Source organism: Streptosporangium becharense, assembly GCF_014204985.1.
In the GTDB taxonomy this organism is placed as follows: domain Bacteria; phylum Actinomycetota; class Actinomycetes; order Streptosporangiales; family Streptosporangiaceae; genus Streptosporangium; species Streptosporangium becharense.
In genome coordinates this window covers 5,902,015-5,919,093 of the sequence record NZ_JACHMP010000001.1, presented here as the reverse complement: position 1 = coordinate 5,919,093, position 17,079 = coordinate 5,902,015, and the positions used below count along the sequence as shown (strand labels likewise).

Sequence of the window (17,079 nt, the reverse complement as noted above, 5' to 3'; positions counted from 1 at the left end):
CCGGATTCGCAAACCAGCGCGAACGGATCGGCCGATGCCGACCCATCCAGTGCCGGACTTCGCCTAAGCTGCGACGCATGTTCGTCCAGGCCGAGATCTCTGAGCAGCCATGATCACTGTGGGTGCCGCGGCCGGAGTCGGGCACGCCGGAGACGACCCGCGGGCGCACGGTGCCGGCCGGTGGTCGATCCTGGTCCTTCTGTGCTTCAGCCTGCTGCTGATCACGGTGGACTCCACCGTGCTGCACATCGCCGTGCCCGCGCTGACCGCGGCGCTCGAACCGTCCTCGGTGCAGCTTCTGTGGATCATCGACGTCTACTCGCTGGTGGTCGCCCCGCTCCTGCTGACCTTCGGCACGCTCGGCGACCGCTACGGGCGAAAACGCCTGGTGCTCGCCGGTTACCTGGTCTTCGGCGCCGCCTCGGCGGCGGCCGCGTTCGCCTCCTCGCCCCCGGCGCTGATCGTCGCGCGTGCTTTCCTGGGCGTCGGCGGGGCGATGATCATGCCGGCCACCCTGTCCATCATCCGGCAGGTCTTCACCGACCGGCAGGAACGCGCGTTCGCGCTGGGAGTGTGGAGTGCGGTCGCGGCGGCCGGCGCGGCGGTCGGGCCGGTCTTCGGCGGGCTGCTCGTCGAGCATGTCTGGTGGGGCGCCGTCTTTCTGATCAACGTCCCCGTCCTGCTGGTTCTGCTGCCCGCCGCGGCCAGGATCCTGCCCGAGTCGGGCGTGCGCGCCGGCCACCCGTGGGACGCCCCCGGCGCGCTGCTGTCCGTCCTCGGCATCCTGGGGGTGGCCTTCGGCGTGAAGGAGGCGGGCTCCGGGCATCCCGGCGGGGTGGCGGCCCTGCTGTGCGGGGCGGCGTTGCTGGCGTGTTTCGTCCGCAGGCAGCACCGGCTGGCCTTCCCGCTGCTCGACCTCGGCCTGTTCCGGCGCAGGGCGTTCTGCGCCGGCGTCGGCGGCGTGCTCCTGACGGTCTTCGCCCTGGTCGGGCTACAGCTGATGCTGGCCCAGTATCTGCAGCTGGTGCTCGGTGACAGCCCGCTCCAGGCGGCGGCGCGCATGCTGCCGCTGATGATCGCCGCGATCACGGGCGGACTGACCGGATCGCGGCTGCTGCGCCGGTTCGGACTGCGGGCCACCATGACCGGCGGTCTGGCGCTGACCGCCCTGTCGCTGGCGCCCACCCTGGCCTGGGGCACCGAACGGCACTCCGTCGCGCTGCTCCTGTGCTTCGTCGGCATCGGCTTCGGCATCCAGGTGACCCTGCTGGCCGCCTCCGACACGATCATGTCGTCCGTCCCGGAGTCGCGGGCGGGCGGTGCCGCCGCGATCGAGGAGACCTCCTACGAGCTGGGTGCCGGACTGGGAGTCGCGGTGCTCGGCACGGTCACCACGGCCGTGTACGCCCCCGCGCTGGCCCCGGTCCGGGGAGTTCCCGCCGCGGAGATGACCCAGGCCCGCCAGTCGCTCGCCTCCGCCGCCCATGTCGCCCACGAGGTCGGCGGACCCGCCGGGCGGGCCCTGCTGGACGCGGCCCGCGTGGCGTTCGTCGGCGGTCTGCACTCAACGATCATGGTGAGTGTGTTCCTGCTCGGCGCCACCGCGGCGGCCGTGGCCCTGCTGGTGCCCCGCCAGCCCAGCCACGACGGAGAGGATTCACCATTCGAGGCCGTCGTGGAGGCATCCCGCCGCGAGGGGTGACACCCGGCCCGCCGGTCCGGTGAGGCGGCCCTGCCCGCCGTATGGGGTTTGGACGGCCCCCGTTCGGTCATCTAACGGTCAAGCGCCGGCAGGAACGGGGAATCCGACCAGGATGAGGAGTCGTGCGACGAACCCTCCATGATCTCGCCTCCCTCGCCGCCCGGCTGGGCGTCGGCGGGATCTTCTTCGCCAACGGCTGGCACAAGCTCGAGGCGGGCCTGACCGCCACCGCCGGGCAGTTCGCCACGCTGGAGGCCCCCGCCCCGGGTGTGTGGGCCGCCGTCACGATGTTGACGGAGTTGCTCGGCGGGGTGCTGATGGTGGCCGGCCTCGCCGTCGCCGTGTGCGGGCTGCTGCTGTTCGCCGAGGCCCTCGCCGTGTTCGTCGTGGCCAGCGGCGGGACGGGCCTGCCGCTGACCGGGGGCGACGTCAAGCTGATCGTGGCGCTCGGCGCGGCCTCCGTGCTGCTCGCGGTCGGCGGGGCGGGCCGCCTGTCGGTCGACCACCTGGTGGTGATCAAGCGACGCGAGGCCGAGGCCGCCGAGGACTTCGCCGCCGAGACCGAGGCCGACGACGTCATCGCCTCGCTCCGCGAGCCGGAGACCTCCGCGGCCTCCACCTCGGCCTCCACCGGGAGGAGACCCTACGGCGCGGACGGGCCCGCCCGGCCCGGCCCGGCGCCTTCACCGGTGAGCCCGCCGGCTGCGGGTCGCGCGGAAACCCCGCGAAGCCCAAGCACCGGGGAAGACCCGGGGGCCAGAGGAAATCCGGAGAGCACCGTCGACACCGCGGAGTTCCCCGCCGTCCCCCGGACCGGGACCCCTCCCCGTCGCGACCCTGCCCCCGCCCCCGGTACGACCGACGACATCCTCGTGGCGGGAAAGAAGGACGGCTCCCCCGAAGGCTGACCGCCCCCGCCGGTACCGGCGCCCCGAAAGGGGACGCCACATCCGGGCCCCGGCGACGCCGCTTTCCAGCGCGACGGCGGTGCGCGGCCGGGGCCCGGGCAGCCTGATCGTTTCTTTTCCGGTCCGGTCGGGTAGGGAGAACGGACCGGGCCGCCCGGCTCCGGCCGGGCACGGGCCCGGCATGGCGCGCAGGCCGGCGGTGGCCCGGTGAGGCCGCCGCCCGGGCCGGACGGGACCACCGTGTCGCCGCGGCCCCGGCGGGAGGTCGTCGTCTACGCTCTGCGCATGATCAACCGAGGATGGGGGGCTTCCGTGGCGGAGGAACTGGCCGGGTTGACGGATCTGCTGTATGAGATCGGCCTGCTCAAGCGGTACAGACGCACGGGCTGGCTGGTCGCCGGAGTCCGGGATCCGGAGAGCATCGCCGACCACTCCTTCCGGACGGCGGTCATCGCGAGCGTGATCGCGGCCCTGGAGGGCGGCAACCCCGAACGGGCGGCGTTCATGAGCCTGTTCCACGACACCCAGGAGACGCGGATCACCGACATCCCCTACCTCGGCAAGCTCTACCTGAAGGCCGCGCCGAACGAGGAGGTCACCGCCGAGCAGGTGCGTGACCTGCCCGAACGTGTGGCGGAGATGGTGACCGGCGCGGTCGGCGAGTATGAGGAGAAGACCACCCTCGAAGCCGTGTGCGCGCGCGACGCCGACAAGCTGGAGTGCCTGCTCCAGGCGGTCGAGTATCGCGAGCAGGGACACCAGAACGTCCAGCCGTGGATCGACAGTTCCCTGGCCGCTCTCAGGACCCCCTCCGCGAAACGTCTGGCGGACGAGGCGCTCAACACGGGGTCGCTGGAGTGGGTGACCCGCGTCCTCAACGGCGGCCGGGAGAGCTGACGGGGAACCGGCCGGGCCGCCGGGGGCTCCCGGCCGAGCCCGGCACGGGCCGGTCGCCTCACACCCCCGCTTCGACGCGGTCCACGATCGCGGCGGCCCCCTCCTGGCGGGCGCAGTGCGCGCAGCAGAACCAGCGCCGACCCGCCTGGACCCCGTGCCCGACGATCCGGACCTGGCAGTGCTCGCAGATCGGCGCCATCCGCTGGATGGCGCACTCGAAGCTGTCGAAGACGTGCACCTTCCCCTGGGCGTGCACCTCGAAGCTCATGTCGTAGTCGTTGCCGCAGACCTCACACTGAGCCATGTTCTCCCCCGAAGGACGTCGGTGACGGCGGACCGGTCCCCGGCCCGCCTGGGGGGATATCAACTACTTTGACCCTGAAAAGGACGACTTCGTCCCTCCAGCAGTCTCTCATGGCCTCCCCCCGGCGCATGGAGGGCTCGCCGTTTCCAAGACGAGTCCGGTCAGCGGAAGCCCGCCAGGGTGAGCACGGAGGCGAGCAGGGCCAGCACCACGAGGACGGCCAGCACGACGGGGACGGGCCGGGCGGGGCGGGGATCCCGGCAGCCGTGCGGGGGTGCCGGCTCTCCTGCATCCATCGGCCCAGCCTCGGCCAGGCGTACGGAAGCGCCGGATGGACCAGGCACGCCTCACTCCCCCGCCGGACGATCAACTGTCCGAACGCCTCGACGATCTCCTCCTCCGGCACCGGTGCCCATCGGAGGGCGGGCTCGCCGTCGGCGGACAGGGTGACGAGCCGGAGGAACACCTTCGATGCGAGCTCGCGTCCGGCCGGGTCGAGCGCCGCGTAGGCGTTCTCGGCGATCGCCCCCAGCCCGGGGTCGTCGTACGACGTGCGCAGTCCCGCCGCCACGTCGCCACCCCTGGCGAACAGGGCTGGCAGGACGGACTTATCGGACGGATCGGGCAGGGAGGGCACAGCAAGCGCGGCAGGCACGGCAGGCGCGGTCTCCCCTTCCAGCAAGATGTTCAGCAGGTCGCGGGCGGTGGGCCGGTCGTCCGGGTCCTTGGACAGCGCGGCGGAGGCCAGGGAGCGCAACGGGCCGGGAAGCGGACCGAGGTCGGGGTCGGTGCACAGGACGCGCTGCATGACGGCGCCCATGCTGGGCGCCTCGAACGGGTCGGTGCCCGTCGCGGCGTAGAGCATGATCGCCCCCCAGGCGAACACGTCGGCCGCGGCGTCCCCCGGTCCGCCGGTGAACTGCTCGGGTGCCGTGTAGGCCGCGGTCCAGGTTCTGAAGCGCGGGGACGTCGGCACCGCCACCAGAGCGGACGCGATCCCGAACCCGGTCACCCGGGGCCCCTCGGGACCGAGCAGCACGGTGTCCGGGTTGAGGTCGCGGTGGACGACGCCCGTGCTGTGGATCGCGGCCAGCGCGGTCGCCACGGCGGTGGCCAGGCGGTACAGGTCGTCGCCGCCGAAGACGCGGCCGGCCCGGCGCAGGGTCGGCCCCGGGACGTACTCGCTGACGACGTACGGTCTGGGCCCGTCGAGCTCGGCGTCGAGCACAGCCGCCGTGCAGGCGCGCGGGACACCGCGGGCCGCGGCGATCTCCCGGCGGCAACGCTCGCGCAGCGCCGGATCACCGGAGAGCGTCACCCGCGCCGGGGTGCGGTCCGGGTCGCCGTACAGCGCCTTCAGCACCACCCGCCGCCCGGCCGCGTCGTACGCCTCGTACACCACTCCCCGCCGGGCCGTCCCCAGACGCCCGGCGATCCGGTACGCCCCCAACCGCCATGGATCGCCTTCGATCGGTCCCTCCACCACTCTCATGCGATGTTGGATGCGGGTTTCGGACATTAGGTTGCCGCTAAGCAGGACAAACGTTGCGATATGGCAGATCGTTCAGGTAGGTGCGCCACTCCTGGCGGGACAGGGTACGGCCCGCCCGCCCGCAGACCGCACGGGCGACGTCCTCCGGCTGCACCGGGTACTCCGTCAGGGTGCCGGCCGCGTCGACGACGACCAGCCGGGATCCGTCGGCGCTGAAGGCCAGGGACCGGAAGTCCCCCATATGGGTCGCGATCGGCGGCCCCAGGCGCTGCCCGGTCGCGATGTCCCACAGGGCCACCGACCGGTCGCCCACCGCCGCGGCGATCACGTCGCCGCGGGGCGAGTAGGCCAGGCCGCGCTCGCTGGTGGCGCCGCTCCGGATGAGGGTGCCCACCCGGCCCCTGCCGCCCGTCGCGAAGACGGACATCCGCCCGACCTGGTCGGCGGTGACGAAGCGGGCGCCGCCCTCGCCGAAGGCGATCGCGACGGTCGGGATGCTGCCGCTGGGCGAGCCGTAGACGTCGCCGAACGGTTCCCCGGTCGAGGCGTCCAGCATCCGGTGCTCTCCCCCCGCGACCGCGACGGACCTGCCGTCCGGGCTGAAGGCCAGCGCATTGACGGAGTCCTGGGGTCGTGACCAGCGCAGCCGGCCGCCGGGCACGTCCCAGACGCGGATCTCCCCGGCGGGTTCGATGTCGGCCTCGTAGTAGGAGATGTAGGAGGCCACCGCGGTGCCGTCGGGGCTGATCGCCGCGGCGAGCACCTTGCCCTCGCGGCGGGTGGCGACGGCGGCGACCCGCTTGAAGGTGGAGGTGTCCCACACGGTCAGCCGGGAGCTGTCGCCGCCGCTGTTGACCGCCAGCCGGCGGCCGTCGGCGCTGAAGGCCACGTCGAAGTAGTATTCGGCGCCGCCGGGGCCGGTGTTCAGGGAGCCCAGACGGGTGCGCCGCCGCACGTCCCGGAGCACGACCTCGTCCGCCCCGTCGTCCCGCGAGGCCAGCAGACGCCCGTCGGGGCTGAGCTGCGCCCAGCGGGTGCCGGCCCCCTTCAGGGTGACCGGTGTGATCAGCGTGGCGATGTCGAGGGTCGTCACCGAGTCTTCGGTCAGGTAGCGCAGCACGCGCGCGTCCAGGTCGAAGGCCACGACGGGCGTGATCGCGTCGATCCTCTGGGTGAGGAGGATCCGGCCGTCCCGGACCCGCCAGACCCGGATGGCCGTGTCGGTCACCCCGGCCAGGAAGCGCCCGTCGGAGCTGAAGACGAGATCGTCGGCGGCGCCCTCCTCGAAGGTGCGGCCGAGGTCCGCCCCGGTGGCGGCGTCGCGCAGCTCCAGCTTCTTCCCGCGCAGGACCGCGACGGTCCTGCCGTCCGGGCTGTAGGCGACGCGCAGCGCGCAGCCACAGTGGGCGCCCAACGGGACCTTGCGTGCGTCCTGCAGGGTGTAGGCGACCGGATCCCCGTCCAGGCCGCCGAAGGCGAGACCGCGCCCGTCGGCCGAGACGTCGTAGTCGGCGCCTCCGGCGATCGAGCTCTGGGTCCTGCCGGTGACGAGGTTCCAGACGGTGAGCCCCTGCCCGTGGGTGACCATGAGCCACTCCTCCGACTGGCCGAAGGCCACCTCGCTGTCCCCCAGCGCGTTGCTCAGGTGCACGGTGAGGGTACGCCCGGTGGGCTTGCCCGTCGGCACGTCCCATACCTTCAGCTCCGTGCCGTCGACCACCGCGAGGAGCCTGCCGCCCGGGCTCAGCGCGATCGAGCGCAGGTTGCCGCCGAGGCCGCCGAAGACGCCGACGCGTCCGCCGGTCCGCATGTCCCAGACGCGCGCCTGGCCCTCGCTCACACTGACGAACGTGTGCCCGTCACGGCTGAGTGCCCTGAGGGTCTGTATCCCGGTGGCCGGATCGTGGAAGGCCGCCGTCTCCCGCTGGGTCAGCGACCCGGTCAGACCCGCTCTGGCCTCGGTCACCGGGGCCAGCCGCCAGGCGGCGACACTGAGCAGCATGGCCCGGACCGGCTCGGCGGTCCGCAGCGAGTCGGCGGTCGCGGCGAGCCGGGCCGCCGTCGCCTGGTCCCGCTGGGAGGCGATGGTGGCGTTGCGCGCCTCGGCGACCCTGCTCTGCTGCACCGCGAGCGCCCCGGCGGCCAGCGCGGCCACCAGCGACACGGCCAGCGTGGCGGAGAGCAGCCGGCCCCGGCGGGTGCGGCGCCGGGTGAGGGCGGCGCCCGCCTCCAGGAAGTCGCGCTCGACCGGACTGAGCGTGATGTTGCGGCGGCCGGTCGCCGCCCACCGCATGGCACGCTCCAGGCTGCCGCCCTGCAACAGGTCCCCGTCCCTGCGCCCCTGCACATGCCAGCGCCGCGCGGCGGTCATGATGGACCGGTGGACGGCCAGGCCGTCCCGGTTGGCCCGCACCCACGCGCGCAGCCGCGGCCACGCCTGCGGCAGTGCGGGCCGCGACAGCCAGATCTCCTGGTCGTCGTGGACGACCAGGTACGCGAAGACCTGGAGCAGGCGCCGGACGGCGTCGGCCTCCTCGTCCCGGCGGCCGTCGAGAAACTCGGCCCATTGTGCCCGCCGCATGATCAGCTGGTCGTCGTCGGTCACCGTGACCAGCCGCAGGAAGACCTCGGGGGCGATCTCGCGCTCGTCCGGGCCGAGCGCGGCGTAGGCGTCCTCGGCGAGGGTGCCGAGTTCGGGATCCGCGGAGGCGGCGCGGATCCGGGACCCGGCGTCGCTTCCGGCCGCCAGCAGCCGGGGGACGTCGGCGCCGCCATCAGCGCTGACCAGGGCGAGCAGCAGATCTCTCGCGGTGGGCCTGGCCTCGGGGTCCTTGGCGAGCGAGGCGGCGACGAGCGGCCGCAGCAGCTCGGGCAGCATGTCCAGCTGCGGTTCGACGGACAGCACCCGGTGCATGATCCCGCCCAGGCTCTCCGCCCGGAACGGATCGGAGCCGGTGGCGGCGAAGACCACGATCCCGCCCCAGGCGAAGACGTCGACGGCCGAGGTGGCCCGCCGGCCCATGAAGATCTCCGGGGCCATGTAGGTGGGGGTGCCGGCCACCATGCCCGTCGCGGTCAGCGACATGTCCTCGGTCCGGGCGATACCGAAGTCGATCACGCGCGGGCCGTCCGGCCCCAGGAGCACGTTGTCGGGTTTGAGGTCGCGGTGGATGACCCCGGCCTCGTGGACGGCGGTCAGCGCGGTGGCGATCGCGGTCGCCAGACGGTGCAGGTCGCCCCCGGTGAAACGACGCCCCTGCTCGACGGCCCCGCGCAGGCTGGGGCCCGCCACGTACTCGGAGACGATGTACGGCCGGGGCCCGTCCAGGTCGGCGTCCAGCACGCCCGCGATGCAGAAGGAGGCGACACGGCGGGCGGCGGCGGCCTCACGGCCGAACCGTTCGCGCAGTCCGGGGTCGCCGGCCGCGTCGCCGTGCAGCACCTTCACCGCGACCCGCCGTCCCTCGGCGTCGTACGCCTCGTAGACCACGCCCTGACCGCCCGCCCCCAGACGGCCGGACAGCCAGTAACCGCCCAGCCGCTGCGGATCCCCGTCGATCAGCCCCGTGCTCAACCCCGCACTCCGTTCGACGGCGCGGTTCGCGGGATGTCACACACTCGGGGCATGTCTCGTCCTCCTTACGTGAACAGCGATGAAGATCTCGCAGCCGAGTTCGGCACCATCCGGCCCCGGCTGGTGGGCGTGGCCTACGGCCTGCTGGGCAGCCTGGACGAGGCCGAGGACGTCGTCCAGGATGCCTGGTTCCGGCTGGGCCGGGCGGACCGTTCGGCGATCGAGGACGTCACGGGCTGGCTGGTGGTCACAGTATCCAGGCTGGCGCTGGACGTACTGCGTTCGGCGCGCGTGCGTCGTGAGGAGTACGTCGGCCCGTGGCTGCCGGAGCCGGTGGTGACCGACGGCGACCCGGCCGACCGGGTGACCCTGGATGAGTCGATGAGCCTGGCGATGCTGGTCGTCCTGGAGTCGCTGAGCCCCGCCGAGCGCACCTCGTTCGTGCTGCACGACGTGTTCGGCCTGTCGTTCGGGGAGGTGGCGCGGGCGGTGGGCCGCACCCCCGCGGCCTGCCGCCAGCTCGCCGCCCGTGCCCGCAGGCACGTCGCGGCGCGGGCGCCGCGGTTCGAGGTGGACGCCGCCGAACACCGCCGGGTGGTCGAGGCGTTCGCCAGGGCCAGCCAGGGCCGGGACATCGACGCCCTGCTCGCGCTGCTCGACCCGGAGGTGGTGCTGCGCAGCGACGGCGGCGGCGTGGTGCGGGCGGCACGCCGGCCCATCCACGGCGCGGCGCGGGTGGCCCGCTTCCTGGTCGGGGTGGCCGAGCGGTACGGCGCGGGCAGGCGGCTGGCCCCGGTCACGGTCAACGGCCTGGCCGGCCTGCTGTGGTCGTGGAACGGCGAGGTAGGCGGCGTCTACGGACTGACCGTCTCGGACGGCCGGATCACCGAGATCGACATCGTGATGAACCCGGAGAAACTGAGGAGTGTCCGATGAAGGAACGCATCAACGTCGCCCAGCTCGCCCCCGAGGCGTACCGGGCGATGCTGGGACTGGAGAAGTTCCTGGCCGGCAGTGGGCTGCCGCACATCACGAAGGAGCTGGTGAAGCTTCGGGTCAGCCAGATCAACGGCTGCGCCTTCTGCGTGGACATGCACAGCCACGACCTGAAGCAGGCCGGGGAGAGCGACGAGCGGCTGTTCGCGGTGGCGGTCTGGCGCGAGACGCCGTTCTTCACCGACGCGGAGCGGGCGGCGCTGGCCCTGGCCGAGGAGGCCACCCGACTCGCCGACCGCGGGGAGACCGTACCCGACCACGTCTGGGACGAGGCCGCGGCGCACTACGAGCCGGAGACGCTGGCCGCGCTGGTGGTCGCGATCGCGACGATCAACGCGTGGAACCGGATAGCGGTCACCACCCGCATCGTGCCGGGGTCCCTCCGCCGGGAGGGCTGACCCGGACGGTCGGCGTGGGGTTGACCGGCGCGGAGATCCGGCCGGTCGGCCCTGCAAGCCTCCGACAACCGGCTGTCAAGTGATGTGGCGCACAGTGGGCCCAAGGAAAAGGGGGCAGGAAATGCGACGTATCAGGATCAGCCATACGAGCCCGCGCCGTCCGGCCCGGCCGACCGAGGTGGATCTGCGGACACCGGCGGGCCGCCGACTTCCCTATTGATCGTCTCTTTACACCAGCTTTATGGGTGGATCTGTAGATATTTCATATAACGGAACCATCACGCCGGGGGGCTCAATGAAGAGACTTGTGGTTGTGCCACCGTATGTCGCGCGGCTCAAGACCAGGGACATCCGTTCCGCGGCGCGTCACGGGCGGAACAGGGGGGGCGGCGAGGCGAAGGTCGTCGACCTGCGCGCCTACGCCGGGCGGAACGTCGTGCGGTTCCCACGTCCGGGCGGGCCCACGTCCGCCGCCTGACGATCTTCCGGAAAGACCCGCCTCGCGGGTCTTTCCGCATTTCCCGGCCGGTACATCCCCGGCCGGCCGGACCGCCGCGGGACCGCACGTCGGCCGCTACGGGACCGCGCACGGATCGCCGCAGGCCGGCACGCCGACCGCGGCGGGGCCGCACACCAAGTGCGGCGGGGCCGCACACCAAGTGCGGCGGGGCCGCACACCAAGTGCGGCGGGGCCGCACACCGGCTGCGGCGGGGTCGCCGCCCGGCTTCCGTGTCGGCCGGTTCGTCACCGCGAGGCCCGCACCTGATTGAATGCCGACCCATGACCGATCTGTCCTCAACGGAGCGCACCCGGCACCGGCGCTTCTCCGAGAAGGGCCGCACCGACCGGGCCGCCCTCCACGAGGTGCTGCGCGCCGGATTCGTCTGCCACCTGGGCGTGGTCGTCGACGGCGTGCCCATGGTGGTTCCCACGGTGTACGGCTTCGACGTCGACCATCTCTACGTGCACGGCTCAGTGGCCAGCAGGAGCATGACCGGCGGCGGACCCACCGGACGGCGACCGACCGCGGAGATGGGGACGGTCTGCGTGACGGTCACCCATGTGGACGGCCTGGTGCTGGCCAGGTCGGTGTTCGAGCACGGGGTCAACTACCGCTCCGCCATGATCTATAGCGAGCCCCGGAGACTGGAGGGCGAGGAGAAGCTGGAAGGGCTGCGGATCCTGACCGAGCAGGCGGCCCCCGGCCAGTGGGACTACGCCAGACGGCCCAGCCGCAAGGAGTTGGCGGCGACGACCGTCCTCGCGATCCCCCTGGCCGAGGCGTCGGTCAAGGTGAGTTCGGGCCCGCCCGACGACGGCGACGGGCCCGACGCCGAGCTGGGACTGTGGGCCGGCGTGCTGCCGCTGGCCACCACCTGGCTTCCCCCGGTGCCCGACCCGCTGCTGCCGGAGGGGACCGCGCTCCCCGGCCACATCGCCGGACGCGCGGGCACACCGCTCACCTGACACGACGGTGCGGGCCCCGATCCCGGCGCTCGCGGGCTCCGCGGGATCCGGGCGGCAGGCGATCCCGCCGGGCCGTACGGATGACTCACCCGGTCGAACCGTGCGGGCGGTTCACCCGGCCAGGCCGTACGGACGGTTCATCCGATCGAACCGTGCGGACGGTTCACCCGGTCGGGTCGCCCGGTGCGAACAGGTCGACGCCGTTGCCGTCCGGGTCGTGGACCAGAGCGTACCGCTGCCCCCAGAACGCGTCCCACGGTTCCCTGACCCCTTCGTACCCCAGGGAGACCAGCTCCCGGTACGCCTCGTCCACCTCGGCGGGGGTGTCGAACCGGAACGCCAGCGAGACGCCCTGCCCGCTGCCGGGCTCCCAGTCGGGGTGGAACGAGCGGATCGTCTCGACCGTGTCCCAGGCGATCCGGAGCCCGCCGGGCAGGGTGGCCTCGACGTGCGGCCGGCCGTCGGCCTCGGGCGGCACCTCAAGGCCGAGCAGCCGGTAGAAGGCCAGCGAGCGGCCCATGTCCTCCACGACGATGCCGATGACGTCCAGCTGGGCTTTCATGGCAGATATCTCCGATCGGAACGCGAACGGTGGGATGTCACGGTTGACGGGAGCGGACGGCGTGAAACGCGCCCCCTGCCCGTACGGCCCAACCTAGTCACGCCTCCTGCCGCGGTCTTGTAGGAAACGGACACCCGCCGCCCGAGACTCTCCGCACGATCCCTCGCGCCCGCCTTGACGGAAACGACGCGAGAACGGCCACGGGGGATCCGGAACGACTCCGGACCCCCCGCTGATGAGAACCGTCAGGCGTTATGCGATCCTCTCCGCCCCACCGGACATCTCAGCCGATGAGGCATCGTGCACATCTCAGCTGCAGCCGCTGGTGGAGCCGCAGCCCTCGCAGACGTAGCAGCTGCCGGCCGGACGCATCTTGGTGCCGCAGGTCATGCAGAGCGGCGCGTCGGCGGTGCGGCCCTGGTGGGACTCCAGAGAGCCGGGCTGCCGCGGCGCCTCCACGGCGACGGTCGCGGACCGGGGCTGCGGCTGAGGCTGAGGCTGCTCCTCGATCGGCGCCGAGGTGGCGAGCTCGGCGATGACCTCGTCGGTGTTGGCCGGGGCAGGGTCCTCGCCGCGCTGCTGGGCGGCACGCTCGGAGGCGGAGAAGATGCCGAGGGCCGCGCGCTCCTCATACGGCAGGTGGTCCAGGGCCAGGCGGCGGAAGATGTAGTCCATCACCGAGGCGGCCATGCGGATGTCCGGGTCGTCGGTCATGCCGGCCGGGTCGAAGCGCATGTTGACGAACTTGCCGACGTAGGTCTCCAGCGGCACGCCGTACTGCAGGCCGATGGAGATGGCCACCGAGAAGGCGTCCATGACGCCCGCGAGCGTGGAGCCCTGCTTGGACATCTTCAGGAACACCTCGCCCAGGCCGTCGTCGGGGTAGGACGAGGCGGTCATGTAACCCTTCGCGCCGCCCACGGTGAAGCGGGTGGTGGTGCTGGGGCGCTGGTTGGGCATGCGACGGCGGGTCGGGCGGCTGATCTCCACGACCTGGATCGCGGGCTCGGCGGAGACCGCCTGCTCCGCGACCTGCTCCCCGGCCTTCTCCTCGGTCTTCTTGCCGGCCGCGGAGAGCGGCTGGCCGACCTTGCAGTTGTCGCGGTAGACCGCCAGGGCCTTCAGGCCGAGCTTCCAGCCCTCCAGGTAGACCTGCTCGATGTCCTCGATCGTCGCGGACTCGGGCAGGTTGACCGTCTTGGAGATGGCGCCGGACAGGAACGGCTGGACCGCCGCCATCATGCGGACGTGGCCCATGGGTGCGATCGCGCGCTCACCCATGGCGCAGTCGAACACCTCGTAGTGCTCGGCCCGCAGGCCGGGGGCGTCGACGACGTGGCCGTGCTCGGCGATGTACTCGACGATCGCCTCGACCTGCTCCTCCTGGTACCCGAGGCGGCGCAGGGCACGCGGGATCGTCTGGTTGACGATCTGCATGGAGCCGCCGCCGACGAGCTTCTTGAACTTGACCAGGGCGAGGTCGGGCTCGATGCCGGTGGTGTCGCAGTCCATCATCAGGCCGATGGTGCCGGTCGGGGCGAGCAGCGAGGCCTGCGCGTTGCGGTAGCCGTTCCGCTCGCCGAGCCGCAGGCACTCGGCCCACTGCTTGGTGGCCTCACGGTGGATGGACTCGTCCATCGCCTCGAAGGTGGGCAGGACGTCGTTGGCGTCGCTGTGCTTGCGCATGACCCGCTTGTGGGCCTCGGCGTTGCGGGCGTACCCCTCGTACGGCCCGACGACCGCGGCGAGCTCGGCGCTGCGCCGGTAGGAGGCGCCGGTCATCAGCGAGGTGATGGCGCCGGCGATGGCACGGCCGCCGTCGGAGTCGTAGGCGTGGCCGGTGGCCATGAGCAGCGCACCCAGGTTGGCGTAGCCGATGCCGAGCTGGCGGTAGGCCCGGGTGGTCTGGTCGATCTTCTCGGTCGGGAAGTCGGCGAAGGTGATGGAGACGTCCATCGCGGTGATGATCAGCTCTGTGATCTTCACGAAGCTCTCGACGTCGAAGGAGTCGTCGTCCCTGAGGAACTTCAGCAGGTTGATGCTCGCCAGGTTGCACGAGGAGTTGTCCAGGTGCATGTACTCCGAGCAGGGGTTGCTGGCGGTGATGCGGCCGGTCTCCGGGCTGGTGTGCCAGTCGTTGATCGTGTCGTCGTACTGGACGCCGGGGTCGGCGCACTCCCAGGCGGCCTTGGCCATCTTGCGGAACAGGCCCTTGGCGTCGACCTTCTCGAGGATCTCACCGGTGAGGCGGGCACGCAGACCGAAGTCTCCGCCCTGCTCCACTGCGCGCATGAACTCGTCGGAGACGCGCACGGAGTTGTTGGCGTTCTGGTACTGGACGGAGACGATGTCCTTGCCGCCCAGGTCCATGTCGAACCCGGCGTCACGGAGAGCGCGGACCTTGTCCTCCTCGCGCGCCTTGGTCTCGATGAACTCCTCGATGTCGGGGTGGTCGACGTCCAGGACGACCATCTTGGCGGCGCGACGGGTGGCGCCGCCCGACTTGATCGTGCCCGCCGAGGCGTCGGCCCCGCGCATGAAGGAGACCGGGCCGCTGGCCGTGCCACCGCTGGAGAGCAGTTCCTTGGAGGAGCGGATCCGGGAGAGGTTGACGCCGGAACCCGACCCCCCCTTGAAGATCACACCCTCTTCCTTGTACCAGTCGAGGATGGACTCCATCGTGTCGTCGACCGACAGGATGAAGCAGGCGCTGACCTGTTGCGGCGAGGCGGTGCCGACGTTGAACCAGACCGGCGAGTTGAAGCTGAAGACCTGGTTGACCAGGGCGTGCTTGAGCTCGTGGTCGAAGATCTCGGCGTCCTCGTCGGTCGCGAAGTAACCCTCCTCGACCGCGGTGCGCGTGTAGACGCCCACGACGCGGTCGACGAGCTGCTTGAGACTCCACTCGCGCTGTGGGGTGCCGACCGCGCCGCGGAAGTACTTCGTCGTCACGATGTTGGCGGCGTTGACCGACCACGACTCGGGGAACTCGACCCCGCGCTGCTCGAAGTTGATCGAACCGTCGCGCCAGTTGGTCATGACGACGTCACGGCGCTCCCATGACACCTGGTCGTAGGGATGCACACCCGGCGTGGTGAAGATGCGCTTCATCTTCAAGCCCTTGCGCACCCGCTTGCCGCCACGTGAAACTGCGCCACTGACGGTCTCCGTCATGACTTCCCCCTCCCGGGGCCCCGTAGAACCCTCGAATCGGACCACATCAACGCGCCGCTTCACCCCCGGCGCCCGGGGTTTGCATTCAGTCCTGCTTTTCGGAGCGCTCCGCACGGAGCTGCTTGATCTCCGCCTCGAAGTCGGCCAGGGTCTCGAACCCCCGGTAGACGGAGGCGAAGCGCAGGTAGGCCACCTCGTCCAGTTCGCGGAGCGGGCCCAGGATCGCCAGCCCGACCTCGTGGGCGGGGATCTCCGCGCACCCGGTCGCCCGGATGCTCTCCTCGACCCGCTGGCCCAGCTGGGCCAGGGAGTCCTCACCCACCGGCCGGCCCTGGCAGGCCCGCCGGACGCCCGCGATCACCTTCTCCCGGGAGAACGGCTCAGTCACGCCGCTGCGCTTGCTCACCATGAGCAGGACGGTCTCCTGTGTGGTGAACCTGCGTCCGCACTCCGGGCACGTGCGTCGACGCCGGATGGCGCCACCGTCATCAGTGGACCGGCTGTCGATGACCCGTGTATCCGGATGACGACAGAACGGACAATGCACGCGCGCCGCCTCCTTGACCTGCCGAGCGGCTCACTCGTCTCCCCTGCCCCACAGCATGCGCGCCGGGACGCTCGCGCGCGCCCCCCGAATAGTCGAGATGCGGTAATAGAAACACAATTTGTGGTGCAGTGCCTTGATTAAGCCACTAGATGTTGTGGTCCAACCGTAGAAGTGCGCGACCATGAACGCAAGTTGGCCGGGCCCCGCCACGCGAAGTGGCTGATCAGCACAGGCGCCCCGGCGTGTCGCCCGCGCATCTCACGTCGCGGCCGTCTCCGATGTCGCCCGAAGCCCCATGAGCACCTCGCCCACCCGCCTCCGACACCCCCGGCCGCCTCCCGGCGGGCCTCCGGACGCCCTTCCGGGAACCCTTCTCCCAGAATGCTCCGCGGGTCCGTGGGCACGCCCGGCGCCTGCGGAGGCGTTCCCGCGGGCCTCATGAGACGGACGTGCGGCCCGCCCGGCAAGACTCCGGACACCCCCCGCGACGGGCCGCCCCGGGGGCCACCCGGCATCCAGGGGACACCTCCGGGAGTCAGGCCCCGTCCGCGCCTCGCGGAACGCCCGGCGGAGCGGGACGCCCTCGGACACACACCGGGCGACCGCCCGGGACACCGGCACCGCGACGGCACAGCACCGACACGGCGACGGGCCCCTCACACCCGAGCCCGGGACGGGCGACCCCTGGGATCGCGGAGACTCCTGGGATCCTAGAGACTTTCACGACCGCCCGCGGACGGCACCCCGGGAAGAACCGCTCCGCCGGCCCGGACGGCGCCGATCGACATGGGGCCGTTCACACAGAGCCGACCGGCCACGCGGAGCCGTCACGCACGGAACCGGCCGGCCACACGAAGCCGGACGCTCGCACAGGAGCCGGTCGGTCACACGGAGCCGATTGGCCACATGGAGCCGGTCGATCGCACGCAGAGCCAGAGGATTCCGAAGGCGAGCAGCACGACCACCGCCGCCACGGTGGCCTTCCCCCGGCGGGTCAACCGGAGCGGCGGACGGGCGGAGCCGCGAACGGGGCCGCGAACAGAGCCCCGCGTGCGCT

At 71.9% G+C, this 17,079-nt stretch carries 13 protein-coding genes; 7 read left to right on the top strand and 6 right to left on the bottom strand.

The window, feature by feature from the left end:
• The first annotated feature begins 109 nt into the window (after positions 1-109).
• The 3 genes from F4562_RS26020 to F4562_RS26010 all read left to right on the top strand — a co-directional run bounded on the left by F4562_RS26020 (position 110) and on the right by F4562_RS26010 (position 3,507).
• Positions 110-1,702 (top strand): MFS transporter, encoded by a 1,593-nt coding sequence (locus F4562_RS26020; protein WP_184544408.1) that lies wholly within the window; start codon positions 110-112, stop codon positions 1,700-1,702.
• A gap of 122 nt (positions 1,703-1,824) precedes the next feature.
• A complete protein-coding gene (locus F4562_RS26015; RefSeq protein WP_184544406.1) occupies positions 1,825-2,610 on the top strand; it encodes a DoxX family protein in 786 nt (261 codons plus the stop codon).
• Between the two features lie 285 nt (positions 2,611-2,895).
• Positions 2,896-3,507 (top strand): HD domain-containing protein, encoded by a 612-nt coding sequence (locus F4562_RS26010; protein WP_184544405.1) that lies wholly within the window; start codon positions 2,896-2,898, stop codon positions 3,505-3,507.
• A gap of 58 nt (positions 3,508-3,565) precedes the next feature.
• Here F4562_RS26010 and F4562_RS26005 read toward each other — a convergent pair whose 3' ends face one another.
• Genes F4562_RS26005 through F4562_RS25995 form a run of 3 tightly spaced genes read right to left on the bottom strand, consistent with a single transcriptional unit; the run spans position 3,566 to position 8,877 of the window.
• The gene (locus F4562_RS26005) at positions 3,566-3,811 is read right to left on the bottom strand and encodes a metallothionein (RefSeq protein WP_184544403.1); all 246 of its coding nucleotides are present in this window, start codon (positions 3,809-3,811) and stop codon (positions 3,566-3,568) included.
• Complete coding sequence (locus tag F4562_RS26000; protein ID WP_184544401.1) at positions 3,798-5,303, bottom strand: serine/threonine protein kinase; 1,506 nt, start codon at positions 5,301-5,303, stop codon at positions 3,798-3,800. Before F4562_RS26000 ends, F4562_RS26005 begins: the two co-directional genes overlap by 14 nt.
• A 37-nt stretch (positions 5,304-5,340) precedes the next feature.
• The gene (locus tag F4562_RS25995; protein ID WP_184544399.1) at positions 5,341-8,877 is read right to left on the bottom strand and encodes a serine/threonine-protein kinase; all 3,537 of its coding nucleotides are present in this window, start codon (positions 8,875-8,877) and stop codon (positions 5,341-5,343) included.
• A gap of 51 nt (positions 8,878-8,928) precedes the next feature.
• Here F4562_RS25995 and sigJ point away from each other — a divergent pair, with 51 nt between their 5' ends.
• The 4 genes from sigJ to F4562_RS25975 all read left to right on the top strand — a co-directional run bounded on the left by sigJ (position 8,929) and on the right by F4562_RS25975 (position 11,739).
• Positions 8,929-9,813: an RNA polymerase sigma factor SigJ gene (gene sigJ / locus F4562_RS25990; RefSeq protein ID WP_246473565.1), complete on the top strand. Its 885-nt coding sequence runs from the start codon at positions 8,929-8,931 to the stop codon at positions 9,811-9,813.
• Positions 9,810-10,271 (top strand): carboxymuconolactone decarboxylase family protein, encoded by a 462-nt coding sequence (locus F4562_RS25985; protein ID WP_184544394.1) that lies wholly within the window; start codon positions 9,810-9,812, stop codon positions 10,269-10,271. The genes sigJ and F4562_RS25985 overlap by 4 nt, the downstream gene beginning before the upstream one ends.
• A gap of 313 nt (positions 10,272-10,584) precedes the next feature.
• Positions 10,585-10,749, top strand: coding sequence for a hypothetical protein (locus F4562_RS25980; RefSeq protein ID WP_311734128.1), 165 nt, complete (start codon positions 10,585-10,587; stop codon positions 10,747-10,749).
• A 303-nt stretch (positions 10,750-11,052) separates the two neighbouring features.
• A complete protein-coding gene (locus F4562_RS25975) occupies positions 11,053-11,739 on the top strand; it encodes a pyridoxamine 5'-phosphate oxidase family protein (RefSeq protein ID WP_184544391.1) in 687 nt (228 codons plus the stop codon).
• Positions 11,740-11,902: 163 nt separating this feature from the next.
• On the opposite strand, the gene F4562_RS25970 is transcribed toward F4562_RS25975, so the two are convergent.
• The 3 genes from F4562_RS25970 to nrdR form a co-directional block, all read right to left on the bottom strand.
• Positions 11,903-12,301, bottom strand: a complete 399-nt coding sequence (locus tag F4562_RS25970; protein ID WP_184544389.1) for a VOC family protein — start codon at positions 12,299-12,301, stop codon at positions 11,903-11,905.
• Positions 12,302-12,610: 309 nt separating this feature from the next.
• Positions 12,611-15,475: a vitamin B12-dependent ribonucleotide reductase gene (locus tag F4562_RS25965; protein WP_184544387.1), complete on the bottom strand. Its 2,865-nt coding sequence runs from the start codon at positions 15,473-15,475 to the stop codon at positions 12,611-12,613.
• Between the two features lie 85 nt (positions 15,476-15,560).
• Positions 15,561-16,022, bottom strand: a complete 462-nt coding sequence (nrdR, locus tag F4562_RS25960) for a transcriptional regulator NrdR (protein WP_184544384.1) — start codon at positions 16,020-16,022, stop codon at positions 15,561-15,563.
• Positions 16,023-17,079 lie beyond the last annotated feature (1,057 nt).

Coding starts and splice junctions, on each gene's coding strand:
- F4562_RS26010 (WP_184544405.1), top strand. CDS start 2,896: ATGATCAACCGAGGATGGGGGGCTTCCGTGGCGGAGGAACTGGCCGGG.
- F4562_RS25970 (WP_184544389.1), bottom strand. CDS start 12,301: ATGAAAGCCCAGCTGGACGTCATCGGCATCGTCGTGGAGGACATGGGC.
- F4562_RS25975 (WP_184544391.1), top strand. CDS start 11,053: ATGACCGATCTGTCCTCAACGGAGCGCACCCGGCACCGGCGCTTCTCC.
- F4562_RS25985 (WP_184544394.1), top strand. CDS start 9,810: ATGAAGGAACGCATCAACGTCGCCCAGCTCGCCCCCGAGGCGTACCGG.
- F4562_RS25965 (WP_184544387.1), bottom strand. CDS start 15,475: ATGACGGAGACCGTCAGTGGCGCAGTTTCACGTGGCGGCAAGCGGGTG.
- F4562_RS26005 (WP_184544403.1), bottom strand. CDS start 3,811: ATGGCTCAGTGTGAGGTCTGCGGCAACGACTACGACATGAGCTTCGAG.
- F4562_RS26020 (WP_184544408.1), top strand. CDS start 110: ATGATCACTGTGGGTGCCGCGGCCGGAGTCGGGCACGCCGGAGACGAC.
- F4562_RS26000 (WP_184544401.1), bottom strand. CDS start 5,303: ATGAGAGTGGTGGAGGGACCGATCGAAGGCGATCCATGGCGGTTGGGG.
- sigJ (WP_246473565.1), top strand. CDS start 8,929: ATGTCTCGTCCTCCTTACGTGAACAGCGATGAAGATCTCGCAGCCGAG.